Origin of the sequence: Streptomyces sp. AA4 (assembly GCF_000158875.1) — a bacterium.
Taxonomy (GTDB): domain Bacteria; phylum Actinomycetota; class Actinomycetes; order Mycobacteriales; family Pseudonocardiaceae; genus Amycolatopsis.
On sequence record NZ_GG657746.1, the window covers coordinates 3,556,563 to 3,570,826 of the forward strand.

Annotated in this window: 12 protein-coding genes; 9 read left to right on the plus strand and 3 right to left on the minus strand. The window is 71.0% G+C overall.

Features of this window, described 5'->3' with window-relative positions; all coding sequences use genetic code 11:
• Positions 1-31 precede the first annotated feature (31 nt).
• The 5 genes from SSMG_RS16405 to SSMG_RS16425 all read left to right on the plus strand — a co-directional run bounded on the left by SSMG_RS16405 (position 32) and on the right by SSMG_RS16425 (position 5,355).
• The gene (locus SSMG_RS16405) at positions 32-1,717 is read left to right on the plus strand and encodes a glycerol-3-phosphate dehydrogenase/oxidase (protein ID WP_037713881.1); all 1,686 of its coding nucleotides are present in this window, start codon (positions 32-34) and stop codon (positions 1,715-1,717) included.
• Entirely contained in the window at positions 1,714-3,276 is a 1,563-nt protein-coding gene (locus SSMG_RS16410; RefSeq protein ID WP_009077615.1) for an FAD-binding oxidoreductase, read from the plus strand. The genes SSMG_RS16405 and SSMG_RS16410 overlap by 4 nt, the downstream gene beginning before the upstream one ends.
• A 122-nt stretch (positions 3,277-3,398) precedes the next feature.
• Positions 3,399-3,992 carry a glycerol-3-phosphate responsive antiterminator gene (locus SSMG_RS16415; protein ID WP_009077616.1) on the plus strand — a complete coding sequence of 198 codons (594 nt, stop codon included), beginning with the start codon at positions 3,399-3,401 and terminating at the stop codon, positions 3,990-3,992.
• Positions 3,989-4,273 (plus strand): putative quinol monooxygenase, encoded by a 285-nt coding sequence (locus tag SSMG_RS16420; RefSeq protein ID WP_009077617.1) that lies wholly within the window; start codon positions 3,989-3,991, stop codon positions 4,271-4,273. The genes SSMG_RS16415 and SSMG_RS16420 overlap by 4 nt, the downstream gene beginning before the upstream one ends.
• Positions 4,273-5,355 (plus strand): zinc-binding dehydrogenase, encoded by a 1,083-nt coding sequence (locus tag SSMG_RS16425; protein ID WP_009077619.1) that lies wholly within the window; start codon positions 4,273-4,275, stop codon positions 5,353-5,355. Before SSMG_RS16420 ends, SSMG_RS16425 begins: the two co-directional genes overlap by 1 nt.
• Before the next feature lie 18 nt (positions 5,356-5,373).
• On the opposite strand, the gene SSMG_RS16430 is transcribed toward SSMG_RS16425, so the two are convergent.
• The gene (locus tag SSMG_RS16430) at positions 5,374-5,934 is read right to left on the minus strand and encodes a YbhB/YbcL family Raf kinase inhibitor-like protein (protein WP_037713883.1); all 561 of its coding nucleotides are present in this window, start codon (positions 5,932-5,934) and stop codon (positions 5,374-5,376) included.
• 257 nt (positions 5,935-6,191) lie between these two features.
• Between SSMG_RS16430 and SSMG_RS16435 the strand changes: the two genes are divergently transcribed.
• Complete coding sequence (locus SSMG_RS16435; RefSeq protein ID WP_009077622.1) at positions 6,192-7,235, plus strand: FUSC family protein; 1,044 nt, start codon at positions 6,192-6,194, stop codon at positions 7,233-7,235.
• A 134-nt stretch (positions 7,236-7,369) separates the two neighbouring features.
• Here the strand turns inward: SSMG_RS16435 and SSMG_RS16440 are convergent, their stop codons facing one another.
• Positions 7,370-9,640, minus strand: coding sequence for an FdhF/YdeP family oxidoreductase (locus tag SSMG_RS16440; protein ID WP_037713886.1), 2,271 nt, complete (start codon positions 9,638-9,640; stop codon positions 7,370-7,372).
• 212 nt (positions 9,641-9,852) lie between these two features.
• Here SSMG_RS16440 and SSMG_RS16445 point away from each other — a divergent pair, with 212 nt between their 5' ends.
• The 3 genes from SSMG_RS16445 to SSMG_RS16455 are packed head-to-tail and all read left to right on the plus strand — an operon-like array spanning position 9,853 to position 11,719.
• Positions 9,853-11,070, plus strand: a complete 1,218-nt coding sequence (locus SSMG_RS16445; protein ID WP_009077629.1) for a CdaR family transcriptional regulator — start codon at positions 9,853-9,855, stop codon at positions 11,068-11,070.
• Between the two features lie 2 nt (positions 11,071-11,072).
• The gene (locus tag SSMG_RS16450; RefSeq protein WP_037713889.1) at positions 11,073-11,255 is read left to right on the plus strand and encodes a hypothetical protein; all 183 of its coding nucleotides are present in this window, start codon (positions 11,073-11,075) and stop codon (positions 11,253-11,255) included.
• Positions 11,252-11,719 (plus strand): CBS domain-containing protein, encoded by a 468-nt coding sequence (locus SSMG_RS16455; protein ID WP_037713891.1) that lies wholly within the window; start codon positions 11,252-11,254, stop codon positions 11,717-11,719. The genes SSMG_RS16450 and SSMG_RS16455 overlap by 4 nt, the downstream gene beginning before the upstream one ends.
• Here the strand turns inward: SSMG_RS16455 and SSMG_RS16460 are convergent.
• Entirely contained in the window at positions 11,700-14,051 is a 2,352-nt protein-coding gene (locus tag SSMG_RS16460) for an alpha-L-fucosidase (protein ID WP_037713892.1), read from the minus strand. The genes SSMG_RS16455 and SSMG_RS16460 overlap by 20 nt on opposite strands.
• Between the last annotated feature and the right edge of the window lie 213 nt (positions 14,052-14,264).

Below are 14,264 nucleotides of genomic sequence, written 5' to 3' on the forward strand. Positions count from 1 at the left end.
TTACAAACTTTTCGAGTGGAGAGACAAGCTCATGTTCACACTGCCGTCCCGACGGCCGAACGCCGTCGCCGCGAGGGCGACCTTGTCCGCGCCGCTGCGGCTCGACCGCCGCGCCGCGCTGACCGACCTCGAAACCGGCACGTTCGACGTGCTGGTGATCGGCGGCGGCGTCACCGGCGCCTACACCGCGCTCGACGCCGCTTCCCGCGGCCTGAAGGTGGCCCTGGTGGAGCGCGACGACTTCGCGTCCGGAACGTCGTCGAAGTCGTCCAAAATGGTGCACGGCGGCCTGCGCTACATCGAGCAGGGCAACCTCGACCTGGTCCGGCATTCGCTGCTGGAGCGGCAGCGGTTCCGCCGCAACGCCCCGCATCTGGTGCAGCGGCTGCCGTTCCTGTTCCCGATCCTGGCCAAGGACGGCGTGTTCGACGCCCGCATCGCCAAGGCTTTCGAGAGTCTCTTGTGGACCTACGACCTCGCGGGCGGCTGGCGGATCGGCAAGCTGCACCAGCGGCTGACCGTCGACGAGGTGCTCGCGCACGCCCCGACGCTGCGCGCGGAAAACCTCAAGGGCGGGCTGATGTATTACGACAGCCGTGCTGACGACGCACGGCTCACGCTGGCGATCGTGCGCAGCGCGGCCCGGCACGGCGCGGTGGTGGTGAATGGGGCCGAGGTGACCGGGTTGCGCACCGCGGGGGGACGCGTCACCGGCGCGACGGTTCAGGCCGACGGCGAGCAGATCGACGTCCGGGCGCGCGTCGTGGTCAACGCGACCGGCGTGTGGGCCGACCGGGTCGAGGGCATGGCCGACGACGGGCACCAGCCGCAGGTCCGCCCGGCCAAGGGCGTGCACATCGTGCTGCCGTGGGCGAAAATCCGCAACGACTGCACGGTCACCGTGCCGATCCCGGGCCGCGCGCGGCGGGCCACCTGCACGCGCTGGGGCGACGTCGTCGTGGTCGGCACCACCGACACCGACTACACCGGCTCGACCGACGACGTACACTGCACCCGCGAGGAGATGGACTTCCTCCTCGAAGGCGCCCAGATTGCCTTTGATACCAAGCTGGACGCGGGCGACGTGCTGGGCAGCTACGCGGGCCTGCGTCCGCTCGTCGGCGGCAAGGAGGGCGCGACGCTGGACATGCGCCGCGACCACCACATCACGGTGTCGGCGGGCATGGTCACGGTGACCGGCGGCAAGCTCACCACGAGCCGGCACATGGGCGAGCTGGTCGTGGACAAGGCGATCGGCCTGCTGGGCCGGAAAGCCAAGTGCCGCACCAAAAACCTGCCGCTGATCGGCGGTGCCGGATACGACGCGGAGGCGACCGCCGCGACCGGGGGCGTCGCCGCGCACCTCGGCGGCCGCTACGGGACCGAGGCGCGGTTCGTGAGCGCGCTGGTCGACGAGAACCCGGCGCTGGGGGAGCCGCTCATCGAGGGACAGCCGTTCCTGAAGGCCGAGGTCGTCTTCGCGGCGCGTTCGGAGATGGCGAGGTCGGTCGACGACGTGCTGTCGCGGCGGACGCGGCTGCGGCTGTTCGCGCGGGACGCGTCGGTCGAGGCCGCCCCGCTCGTCGGCGAACTGCTCGGCGCGGAACTGCGCCTCAGCCCGGAAACCGTTGCGGCACAAGTGGACCAGTACCGGGCGGATGTCGCCCGAGAGAAGTCGATCCTGTTCGGAGACAATCTGTTGGGAGCCAACGCATGATCAGCCGCCAGACCGTCACCCACCCGTTCAACCGGGGCAATTACGTGGTCGGCGCGCCGACGCCGCCGCGCTGGGGCGGACGCACCGAACCGGGCAAGGGCGACGCGTCGCTGCAGACGGCCGCGGTGGCCGTGCCCGCCGCGCTGACCGAGGCGTTGCGCGGGCTGGCGGACGCGGTGCACACCGAACGCGACGAGGTCGTGCTGCGCACCCGCGACTGGTGGGCCGGGTCGATGATCGGCGAGACCTCGGGCGCCCCGGCGACCCCGGACGCGGTGATCGCCGAGGTGAGCACCGTCGAGCAGATCCAGGCCGCGGTCCGGCTGTGCGGCGAGCACCGGGTGCCGCTGACCGTCTCGGCCGGACGCAGCAACGTCACCGGCGCCGCGCTTCCGGTGTACGGCGGGGTCGTGCTGGATGTGTGCGGGCTCAACAAGATCGTGTCGTTCGACGCCGAATCGCAGATCGTCGAAGTGCAGGCGGGCATGTTCGGCGACCTCTTCGAGAAGGAACTGCAGGAGACGCACGGCGCGACCACCGGGCACTGGCCGTCCGCGTTCGCAATCTCCACGGTCGGCGGCTGGGTCGCGTGCCGCGGCGCGGGCCAGCTTTCCACCCGTTACGGGAAAATCGAGGACATGGTCGTCGGCCTCGACGTCGTCCTCGCCGACGGCACGCTGGCCCGCTTCGGCGACTACCCGCGCGCCGCGACCGGCCCCGACCTGCGACAGCTGTTCGTCGGCTCGGAAGGCACGCTCGGCGTGATCACCGCGGTGCGGCTGCGCACGCATCCGCTGCCGACGTACTCGAAGGCCATCGCGTACGGCTTCGAAACCTTCGCCGCCGGACTGGACGCCTGCCGTCGGATCATGCAGCGCGGCGCGACCCCGGCCGCGATGCGCCTGTACGACAAGCTGGAGAGCGGCACGCACTTCGGCCACCCGGAGACGAACCTGCTGCTGATCGCCGACGAGGGCGACCCGGTGCTGGTCGACGCGATGCTCCAGGTCAGCGCCGAGGAATGCGCCGCTACCGGGTCCGAAATGGACAGTCAGCCGGTGTTCGACCGCTGGCTGGACGAGCGAATGCTGGTCGGCAAGTCCGCCGACGGGTTCACGCCGGGCCCGGGCTTCGTCGCCGACACTCTCGAGATGGCCGGTTCGTGGTCCGCGCTCCCGGCGATCTACGACGAGGTGGTCGCCGCGATCGAGGCGGTGCCGGGGACGCTGGCCGCGTCGGCGCACCAGTCGCACGCATATACCGACGGGGCTTGCCTGTACTTCTCGCTGCGCGGCGACGTGGAACCGGAGAAGCGGCGGCACTGGTACCGGTCGGCCTGGGATGCCGCGAACGCCGTGCTGGTACGGCACGGGGCGGCACTGAGCCACCACCACGGGTCGGGCCTGCTGCGGGGACCGTACCTGGCGGACGCGCTCGGGACCGGGTTCGAGACGTTCGTGGCCGTGAAGCGCGCTTTGGACCCGGCCGGGCTGCTGAACCCGGGCAAGCTCGGCCTGCCGACCGAACTGGGCCCGAACCCGCTGGACTCGGCGAGCTGACCGGGCCTGAGGTCCGTGAAGGCTCCTTGAGGGAATCATCTTCCTCAGGAGCCCTTCACGGACGGACCGGAGCGGCGGGACGGGATGGGGAAGTCGCGGAAGGGCATGAAACGGTGGACGGCATGAACGAGAAGATCACGGCGGCGTTCGAGGACGTCCCGGTGTGCGCGTCGGTCGTCGGCGTCGCGAAGGTGCCGGATTTCGTGGCCGCGGCGGCGCGGGTCGGGATCCTGGCGTCGGTGCCGGTCGGGCAGCTGCCGAAGATCGTGACGGCGCTCGCCGGGCGGGACAAGCTCGTCTTCGTCAACATCGATTCGTGCCCCGGGCTCGCCACCGACCGCGCGGGCGTGGACTTCCTCCAGGAGATCGGGGCGGCCGGGGTGGTCAGCACCCGGGTCGCGCCGATCGAACGGGCGCGGGCGCTGGCGATGCTGACCATGCACAAGGTGTTCGTCACCGACCGCTCCAACCTCAACCGGAGCCTGGAGGCGGTCAAGCGCAGCGGGCCGGACCTGGTGGAGCTGATGCCCGCCCCGATCATCCCGTGGATGTCGGCGGCGGCGAGGGAGGTCATGTCGCCGTTCGTCGCGGCCGGTTTCGTCACCGACCGCGACGGGGTGGCGCATTCGCTGGCGATGGGCGCGGCGGCCGCCGCGTCCTCCGATCCGGGGCTGTGGTCGCTGACCCGGTCCCGGCTGCGTACAGGAGAAGAATGAGTTTCGTAGTGGTGGCCCGGTATGCGACCGCGGAACGGGACCGGGTGGTCGAGTTGCTTGGCCCGATGGCGGAGGCGTCGCGGCGCGAGCCCGGGTGCCGGCGGTACACCGTCCACACGGGAATCGAGGACGGCGTCGTGGTGATCGTCGAGGAGTACGACAGCGAGGCGGACTTCACCGCGCACTGCGCGTCGGAGCACTTCACGCGGATCGTGCTCGGCGAGGTCGTGCCGCTGCTGTCGGACCGGCAGGTCACCCGCTGCGTCCCGGTGGGCGCGTGATGGAGGTCCGCGGCGCGGTCCTGCGCGAGGTCGGGAAACCGCTGGGAATCGAGACGCTGACGCTGGCCCCGCCCGGCCCCGGCGAACTGCTGGTGCGAGTGCGCGCGGCCGGGCTGTGCCATTCGGACCTGTCGGTGATCGACGGGTCGCGGCCCCGTCCGGTGCCGATGGTGCTCGGCCACGAGGCGGCCGGCGAAGTCGTGGAAGCCGGGCCGGGCAGCGACTTCCGGCCCGGAGAGCACGTCGTCCTGACCTTCGTGCCCTCCTGCGGCGACTGCGTCCCGTGCACGGCGGGCCGCCCCGCGCTGTGCGGTCCGGCCGCGGCGGCCAACCGCGCGGGCACGCTGCTCGGCGGGGACGTCCGGTGGTCGTCGCCGGCCGGGAACCCGTTGCACCACCTCGGGGTTTCGGCGTTCGCCTCGCACGTCGTGGTGTCCGAGCGCTCGGCGGTGCGGATCGACCGGGCCCTGCCGTTCGAGATCGCCGCGTTGTTCGGCTGTGCGGTGCTGACCGGCGCCGGTGCGGTGTTCAACGCGGCGGACGTGCGTCCCGGCGACAGCGTGGCGGTGTTCGGCCTCGGCGGGGTCGGCCTCTCGGCGCTGCTAGCCGCGAAGGCCGCCGGTGCCAGCACGCTGCTCGCGATCGATCCGGTGCCGAGCAAGCGGGAGCTGGCGCGTTCGCTGGGCGCCACAGTGCTGACCGGCGGGGTCGCGGAGATCCGCGAGCGGACCGGCGGCGGGGTGGATCACGCCGTCGACACGACCGGCGTGGTCGCCGCGCTGAGCCAGGCGTACGAGGCGACCCGGCCCGGCGGGACGACCGTCACGGTGGGCCTGCCGGACCCGTCCGCCGGACTGACCCTGCCCGCGCAAAGCCTGGTGGCCGAGGAGAAAACCCTGCGGGGCAGCTACCTGGGCTCGTGCGTGCCGCGGCGGGACGTGCCCCGGTTCATCGCGCTGTATCAGGCGGGATTGCTGCCGGTGGAGGCGTTGTTGACCCATTCGATCACGCTGGACGAGATCAACGAGGGTTTCGCCCGGCTGCGGGACGGAGGCGCGGTCCGTCAGGTGATCGCCTTCTGAACCGCGCCCCTCGATCCGCTACGAGTTCCCGCGCAGCGAAGCCGTCGCGGTGGTCGCCGCGTCGATCGCGTTCTCCGCGGCCTGGGTGGACGAGGTGGAGTCGAGTTCGGTGAGCGACTCCTTGTTGAGTGCGTGCACGGTCCACTCGTAGGTGTGGTCGGTCGTGCACGGGCCCTGGTATCCGAAGAAGTTCGCGCTGCCGCGGTAGTAGGCCTGCCGTGACCCGGCAGGAACGGCCGGCTGATACGCGTGGTCGACGTTCTGCGGCAGTTCGGCGGTGGTTGCCGGGATGTCGTAGATGACCCAGTGGATGATGCCGTTGTCGAGGTCGTGCATGACGATCGCGTAGCTCTTCGCCGCCTCCGGCGCGCCGGACCAGGCCAGCGGCGGCGACTCGTCCTTCTTTTCCGGGTCGCCGTCGCCGCTGCTGGCGCAGTCGTGGACCTTGGGGATCATCCCGCCGTCGGCGAACGCGGTGCTGGTGAGGGCGAAGGCGGCGCGCGCCGACGCGGCGGCGGGGTGGAAACTCGCGGCGCAGAGGACGAGCAGGGCGAAGAGAGCGATTCTGGTGCGTCTCACTGGAAGCTCCCGAGGCTGTCGGTTCTCTTGTCCTTTCCGGGGAAGAGTGTGCGCCGGAACCGGCGAGGACCGGCGGGCCAGCGGAAGGGAGTACCACGTTTCCCGCCAAGAGTGACATCCGGCGCCTGAGTTGACGCCCGGCGCAGACTTCGTTGTGGCGCGCCACAATCCGGGCGGTCACGGCGATTCGCCCGGGTATCGTAGGATGACCGGCCGATCCCGGTGACTTCACGGCAGACGATCAAGCGGAGGACAGGGTGCCGGTGGCGACCTCGGCCGCAGCCGCGCGCTCGTTCGACGGCGGCGAATGGTGGCACGCGGGACGCGTCGCGGCCGGGCTGCTCATTCCGGGGCTGGCACTGCTCGCGGCGGGCCGTCCGGATTTGATCATTTTCGCCGCGTTCGGTTCTTTCACCGGAATGTACGGCCGCGCCGAGTCGCGCGCACTCCGCCTCCGGCACCAGCTGCAGGCGGGTGCAGTGCTGCTGAGCGGCGTCTCGCTGGGCGTGCTGCTGTCGGCCTGCCACGCGCCGCCGTGGCTGCTGGTGGTCACCGAGGCCGCGTTCTCGTTCGGCTGCGCACTCGTGACGAATCGCTTGGATCTGAGCCCGCGCGGTCCGTTCTTCGGGATCTTCGCCCTCGGCGCGATCGCCTTGGTGCCCGCCGGACGAGTCGAACCGTGGGCCGGAATCGCCTTGTGCGCGGGCACGATCGCCGGATGTGTCCTCATTGGACTGACCGGCCCGGAACGCCCGCCCGCGCCGAGGACGTCAACCTGCGCACCGGAATGCGGTGCGGCCTGCGCCCTGGTGCACGCCGCCCGCTACGCACTGGCGATCGCCGCCGCGGGCGCGGTCGGTCTGCTGCTCGGCGTGGACCACGCGAACTGGGCGATGGCCTCGGCCGCGGTGCCACTCGCGGCGGCCGATCCGCGCAGCCGGTTGCATCCGCGCCTGCACAGCGTGCTGGACCGCAGCGCGCACCGCGTCCTCGGGACTCTCGCCGGACTGGTCGTGACGGCTTTGCTGCTGCTGCCGGGATTTGGCGCCGCGCCGCTGGCACTGGCGGTGATCGTGCTGCTGTTCCCGACGGAGTTGTTCATGTCCCGCCACTACGGAATCGCGCTGGGCTTCTTTACCCCGCTGATCCTGGTCATGACGGAACTGGCCGCGCCCGCCGCACCCGCGACCCTGCTGACGGCGCGGGTGGCGGACACGCTGGTCGGCGTGGCGGCGGGCATCGCGGCGGCGGTGCTGGTCCGCGCCCCGTGCCGGAGCGCGGCGGTCAGGCGGAGCGTGTGATCGGGGCCTTCGGGTGCTTCTGGTTTCGTGCTGGCCGCGCCCGCGGCTCCCGCGACGCTGCGGACGGCGCGGCTGGGCAGCGGCGGGCATCGGGGCAGCAGTGCTGGTCCGCGCCCCGTGCCGGACCGCGACGCTCAACCGGAGCGCTCGACGGTGACCTTCAAGTGCTTCATCAACGGCTGATCGCTCTGCGTGCTGTAGTCACCGATTGCGCACAGCACGTTCATCTCCGGCATATACCCCGCCGCACAGCCGCGCGGGATGTCGTACGGGATCGCCCGGTAGCGCCGCACCGAGCGTTTCGTCCCGTCCTTCGCCGTGGCCGTGATGTCGACCTCGTCGAATTCGCTCAGCCCGCGGTCCCGCATGTCCTCGGCGTTCAGGAACACCAGCGTCCGGAGGTTCTTGATGCCCCGGTACCGGTCGTCGTCGGAGTAGATCGTCGTGTTCCACTGGTCGTGCGAGCGCATCGTGCCCAGCGCCAGCGTGCCGACGGCGGGGACGACGTCCGGCAGTTCCGCGGTCGAGAACTCGGCGCGTCCGGACGGCGTGTGGAAGACCCGTTCGCGCGCGGCCTGGCGGATGCGGAAACCCAAGGGTTCGCGGACGCGGGTGTTGAAGTCCTCGAATCCGTCCAGCACCCGCGCCATGGTGTCGCGGATCCGGTCGTAGTCGCCGACGTAGTCCGCCCACGGCGTCGGGCTTTCCGGCAGCGTCGCGCTCGCCATCCCGGCGATGATCGCGGGCTCGGACAGCAGGTGCGGCGACGCGGGCTTCTTCATGCCGGTGGACAGGTGGACCATGCTCATCGCGTCCTCGACCGACGTCGACTGCAGCCCGCCCGTCTGGAAGTCCTTCTCCGTCCGCCCGAGGCAGGGCAGGATCAGCGCCTGCTTGCCGTGTTCGAGGTGGCTGCGGTTGAGCTTGGTGCTGACCTGCACGGTCAGCTCGCACTTGCGCAGCCCGGCCGCGGTATAGGGGGTGTCCGGCGCGGCGAGCGCGAAGTTGCCGCCCATGCCGACGAACACGCGCACGTCGCCGCGGTGCATCGCCTCGATCGTGCCGACCGTGTCGAGCCCGTGGTGCCGCGGCGGGTCGATGCCGCAGACCTCGGCGAGCTTGTCGAGGAACTCCGCCGCCGGGCGGTGGTCGATGCCGCAGGTGCGGTTGCCCTGCACGTTGCTGTGCCCGCGCACCGGCGACGGACCGGTCCCGGGGCGGCCGATGTTTCCGCGCAGCAGCAACAGGTTCACGATCTCGCGGACGGTGTCGACGCCGTGCTCGTGCTGCGTCACGCCGAGGCACCAGCTGATGATCGACCGGTCGGCGTCGCGGTAGATCTTCGCCGCCGCGCGGATTTCGGCCTCGGTCAGCCCGGACTGCCGTTCCAGCTCCGCCCAGGACGTCGTTTCGCAGACGACGCGGTACTTCTCGGCGCCCGTGGTATAGGTCTCGAGGAACTCCGAGTTGATCGCGCCAGGATCGGTCTCTGCCATCTCAAGCAGCGCTTTTGCCATCCCGCGAAGGAACGCCAGGTCGCCGCCGATGCGGGGCTGCAGGTTGAGCGTGGACGTCGGGGTCGACTGGAAGGTCGCCATCCGGACGAAGTCGTGCGGGATGATCGTGCGCGTGGCCCCGGCCTCGACCAGCGGGTTGACGTGCACGATCTGCGCGCCGCGGCGGTGCGCTTCGGCGAGCGCGGTGAGCATCCGGGGCGCGTTCGACGCCGCGTTCACGCCCATGATGAACAGCGCGTCGGCTTGCTCCCAGTCGTGGATGTCCGCGGTGCCCTTGCCGGTGCCGAGCGCGGCCTGCAGCGCGCGGCCGCTCGCCTCGTGGCACATGTTCGAGCAGTCCGGCAGGTTGTTCGTGCCGAACTCCCGCGCCCACAGCTGGTACAGGAACGTCGCCTCGTTGCCGAGCCGCCCGGACGTGTAGAACGCCGCCTGGTCCGGGGAGTCGAGGCCGCGCAGCGTCGCGCCGACCAGCTCGAACGCCTTGTCCCACGAGATCGGCACGTACCGGTCGGTCTTCTCGTCGTAACGCAGCGGCTCGGTGAGCCTGCCCTGCGCCTCCAGCGCGGTGTCGCTCCACCCGTCCAGTTCGGACACTGGGTGTGCGGCGAAGAATTCCGCGCCGACGCGTTTCCGCGTCATCTCCCAGGTGACGTGCTTGATCCCGTTTTCGCAAATGTCGAGATGCAGGCCCTTGGTGTCGTCCGGCCACGCGCAGCCCGGGCAGTCGAATCCGCCGTTCTCGTGATTCATCTTCACGATCGCGCGCGGGCCGGCGACGAGTTCCCGTTCCCGGACGAGGAACTGCGTCACGCTTTTCGCCGCGCCCCAGCCCGCTGCCGGATGGTGGTATGGCTTGAACTCCGGCTGGTCCTCGCGTCGCTCGTCCACCGCAACCCTCTCGCCCGCATGTGTGCTTCCCTTCCGATTCAAGCACGGCGGCGCGTTCCGGGCATCCGGGAGGGGAATGCGAACCGGCCTGGTGTGGGCCGCGACAATCATTTCTGTGGCGGCCCACAAATTGCGCGGGAAATAGTCGCCCGGTTTTCCGCGGAGGGAATCCGCCCGGGCGGCCGCCGCGGGGCGCGGGTAGCATCCCGGACGTGGCCGACCGGGAGGAAAACGCTGTGCGGACCGCCGCCCTGACCGACCTCGTCGACTGGGCCGGGGAGCGGCTGCCCCGGCTGATCGACGACGTCTGCGCGGCGAGCTGCGAGCGGATCGGGATGTACCGGGACGAGAAGATCGTCCCGCGCGCGGACCTGCGCCGCTCGATCGCGGTGAACCTCCGGTTCATGGTCGACGCGCTCGGCGGCGGGCAGGCCCCGGACCAGCGCGCGCCGAAGGAGACCGGCCGCCGCCGGGCGCACCAGGGCGCGCCGCTGCCCGAGGTGCTGCAGGTGTACCGGATCGCCTGCGCGATGCTGTGGGACCTGCTGGTCGGCCGCGCCCGCGAGACCGGGAGCACCGACGTGCTGATCGACGTGGCGAGCCAGCTGTGGCAGGTCACCGACGAACACGCGGTCCGGGTGACCGAGGCGTACCGGGCGGCGAGCGCGGAACTGCTGGTCGCGCAGCAGCGGCGGCGGTCCGCGCTGGCCGAGGCGCTGCTGACCGGCGCGCGCGGGGCGGATTCCGGGCCGTGGGAGGCGGGCCGGCTGCTCGGCCTGTCGCTGGACGGCAAGCTGACCGTGGTCGCCGCCGAGACGCGCGGGCTGGCCGAGGAGAGCCTGGTCGGCGTCGAGCGGCGGCTGGGGCGGCTCGGCATTGTGTCGGCGTGGCATCTCTCGCCGACGCTGCAGGCCGGAGTGGTGTCGCTGCGCGAGGACCAGTACGACGCGCTGCTCTCGCTGCTGCGCGAACTGGCGCTGGCCCGCACCGGCGTGAGCCCGATGTTCCGCTCGCTGACCGAAACCCCGCGCGCGGTCCACCTGGCGCGGACGGCGCTGTCGGCCATCCCGCCGGAGCGGAGCGAGGTCCGCGCGTTCGACCCGAGCCCGCTGGCCGCGTTCGTCGCCTACGACCCGGACGAGGGCCGCCGGCTGGGGGAGCAGGTCTTCGGGGCGGTGCTGGAGCTGCCCGCCGAGGAACGCGACGTGCTGCTGGAGACGCTGGACGCGTACTTCGCGCACGGCGGTTCGTCCGAACGCGCGGGGCAGGTCCTGCACTGCCACGCCAACACGGTGCGGTACCGGCTGCGCCGGATCCGGGAACTCACCGACCGGTCGCTCACCGACCCGCGGGACCTGGCGGAACTGGTCACCGCGATGCAGGCGCTGCGGGTCGACGCGGCGCGTTCGATCGAGGCACAGGGGAGCTGACGATGTCCGAAGAATGGTACTACAACACCCGCACGAACGAGGTCGAACGCGGCCGCCAGTCGCGCGGCGTCGACCGGCTCGGCCCGTACCCGGACGAGGCCACCGCCCGGCGGGCCCTGGAGCTGGCGCGCGAACGCACGAAGGCCGAGGACCAGGCCGACGCGGAGTGGAACAACCCGCAGTGACCGCCCCGGATTTCCGCGGCGCGTCGACGGTCGCCGAAGCGATGCTCCGGGCGCCGAAGGTGCTCGACGCGTCGGCGACGGTCGGCGAGGTGCGCGCGCTCTTCGCCGACGACCATGTGCATGCCGCGCTGGTCGTCGCGCGGGGAACGCTGCTGAGCGTCGTGGAACGGCCGGATCTGGACGGGCTGCCGGACGCGCTTCCGGCCTCCGAGGCGGGTCGGCTGACCGGCCGGGTGGCGGCTCCGGAAGCGGACCTGCACGCGACGTGGCGGGGGATGTCCCGGCGCAGGCTCGCGGTGGTGGACGAGAGCGGACGGTTGCTGGGTCTGTTGTGCTTGAAGCGCAGCGGTCGCGGGTTCTGCTCGGACGCCGACGTGGCGGCCCGGGCGCAAGACCGGGCGAGCGGGTGTTGGGGCGGCCCGTCGCGGCCCGCCCCGGCCAGCGTCAGCGCCAGTCCACTTTGAACACCCACACGTGCTTCCCCGCCGCCCGCGCCGCCGCCGGAACGTCGACGACCAGGCGGCCGTCGCTCTGACTCCAGTGCAACGGGCCGCCGTAACCGAGCAGGCTCACCCGGTCTCCCTGGCGGATCGGGACCGGCGCGTCGACCACGAGCTGTGCGCCGGGCGCGACCAGCGACAGGACGTAGAACGCCGAACCCGGCTGCACCGTAAATCGCAGGTCGCCGAGCTGGGCCATCCGTGACCAGTACGTGGTGCCGTAGATCGCTTCGCCGTTGGTGCGCAGCCAGGCTCCGGTCTCGCGCAGCCGCTGTTGCATCACCGCCGGGATGGTGCCGTCGAAATCCGGGCCGATGTCCAGCAGGAAGTTGCCGTTCTTCGACACCACGTCGACCAGCGTGTGCACCACGTCGTCGGTCGTCATGTACTTGTCGTCCGGCGTCGCGCGGTTGTAGCCGTACGAGAACGGATCCAGGCCCCGGCTCGATTCCCACTTCGCGACGACCGTGTTCGGGTACGTCGTGTATTCGGGCGTGGTGAAGTCGTGGTCCGGGATGCCGCCGCGGTCGTTGTACGTGACGTCCTTGGGGCGACGCCGGTTCTTGGCCCGGTTGAAATACTCGGTGAGCACGTCACGGCTGTCGTTCACGCCGCCGATGTCGAACCACAGCACGTCCGGGTCGAAGCCGGAAATCAGCTCCAGCACCTGCGGGGCCTGGAGATCCTTCACGAAATCGCGTCCGGCGGTGTAGCCGGTGTAGGGCAGCGGCGCGCCGGTGTACGGATTGCGCGGCGCGTGGCCCATCCACGGGTTGTCCGGGTTGAACCATTCGGGCAGCGAGAAGTACAGGCCGTTGCGCAGGCCCGGCGTGTACTTGCGCGACGCGGCGAACAGGTCCGCGACGAGATCCCGCCGCGGCCCGAGCTTCTTCGCGTTGCGGCCGCTGACTTTGGTGTCCCACAAGGCGAATCCGTCGTGGTGCTTGGACGTGAGCACGTAATACTGCGCGCCCGCGTCCGCGATCAGCTGCACCCAGGAACGCGGATCGAACCGGGCAGCGGTGAACTTCGGGATGAAGTCGTCGTAGACGAACGATTCGCCGTAAGTCTTGGCGTGATATGCGTACGTCGGGCCGTTGGGGTCTTGCTGGTTGTTCCAGTACCACTCGGCGTACTGCTGGCCGACCGGGGCCCACGCGGGCACCGAGTACACGCCCCAGTGGATGAAGATCCCGAATTTGGCGTCGCAGAACCAATACGGCGCGCGGTGCGCGGACAGCGACGCGTCGGTCGGCCGGAAGTCCGGGATGCCGAGCGGCACCGGCAGGGTCCGGGTGGCGATCGTCGACCGGTCGGCGAGCACCCGGATCCGGCCGGTCGCGGGGGTTCCGGCGGGCAGGCCGCGATCGGGGACGAGGCCGAGCCGCACCGTGGTCTGCTCGCCTGGCGCCAGCCGGGGGATCGGCGCGGGCGTGCGCACCCGGCCGCCCGGGACGTCGAGCGTGACGGTGATCCGGTCGCGCGTTTCGAGCCAGACGGTGCCGGTGTTGACGACCGTCGCCTCGACCGCCTGCGGACCGCCGTCCTGCAGCAGATTCGCGGTCGCCCGGGCGTCGAGCACGGTGGCCGAACGGCCTTGCGCGATCGGCTGCAGCGTCAATGCGAACACGTGCAGGCTCGGCACGTTCGCCGCCGGCGGGGCGGTCTTGGGCAGGGTCAGCGCGACCGCCTCCCGCGCCGGGTCGATCCACACCTGCGCGGTCCCGATCGACACCGGGTTCTGGTCGGCGACGCCGCCCGGTCCGTAGCGGAAGGTCGAGACGACGGCGCCGCCGGAGCCGTACCAGTCGGAGCCGGACAGGGCGGCGGTGCTGGTGCTGCCGTCGGCGTAGTGGACGGTCGCGTTGCCCCCGGTGCCGCCGTAACTGCACGCGACGAGGAACGCGGCACCGTAATACCGGCCTTTCGGCAGATCGATGCGCTGGCCGAGCGCGACGACGTTGTTCTTCGCCCCGGCGGCCGCCGAGCCGAGCAGAAACGGCACGCCGCCCGCGGTGACCGTGCTGCCCGCTGGGATCTGCTCCGCCGGAAAGGTGTAGCCGGAACCGTCGAAGTTCCCGTCGTGCGCGTTCGCGGAGTCGATGCCGTCGTTGTCGAACCAGGTCTCGAGGGAGACGGGCACCGGCGGTGGCGGCGGCACGACCGGGGTTCCCGAGCCGTCCGTGACCACCGGTTGCGCTGGCCCGTTCGCCGCCGCGGCGGTGCCCGCCGTCCCGAGCAGCACCGCGCCGCCGAGTGCCATGCCGAGCGCGTGCCGACGAGGATAGGTCGTCATGGAACCTCCACGGTGAAGTCCAGTGATCCGATGCCTGACGGAAGTTTCTCGATCATCAAGAGAATCGGGGCGGGGATTCGGCCGATACATCTGATGAATCATCATCGGGGTGCGCTGAGTTGGCGTCAAGGAGGCTGGGCCGGACGGAGGTGGGAAGTACCGCTCAGCGGGGCGTGGATCGCTCCGTGGAGGAGGCGGAACCAGTGCGTCAAC

What these genes read in the sequence shown, in the direction of transcription:
- SSMG_RS16420 (WP_009077617.1), top strand. Translation starts at nt 3,989, where the DNA reads ATGAGTTTCGTAGTGGTGGCCCGGTATGCGACCGCGGAACGGGACCGG.
- SSMG_RS16450 (WP_037713889.1), top strand. Translation starts at nt 11,073, where the DNA reads ATGTCCGAAGAATGGTACTACAACACCCGCACGAACGAGGTCGAACGC.
- SSMG_RS16405 (WP_037713881.1), top strand. Translation starts at nt 32, where the DNA reads ATGTTCACACTGCCGTCCCGACGGCCGAACGCCGTCGCCGCGAGGGCG.
- SSMG_RS16425 (WP_009077619.1), top strand. Translation starts at nt 4,273, where the DNA reads ATGGAGGTCCGCGGCGCGGTCCTGCGCGAGGTCGGGAAACCGCTGGGA.
- SSMG_RS16415 (WP_009077616.1), top strand. Translation starts at nt 3,399, where the DNA reads ATGAACGAGAAGATCACGGCGGCGTTCGAGGACGTCCCGGTGTGCGCG.
- SSMG_RS16460 (WP_037713892.1), bottom strand. Translation starts at nt 14,051, where the DNA reads ATGACGACCTATCCTCGTCGGCACGCGCTCGGCATGGCACTCGGCGGC.
- SSMG_RS16410 (WP_009077615.1), top strand. Translation starts at nt 1,714, where the DNA reads ATGATCAGCCGCCAGACCGTCACCCACCCGTTCAACCGGGGCAATTAC.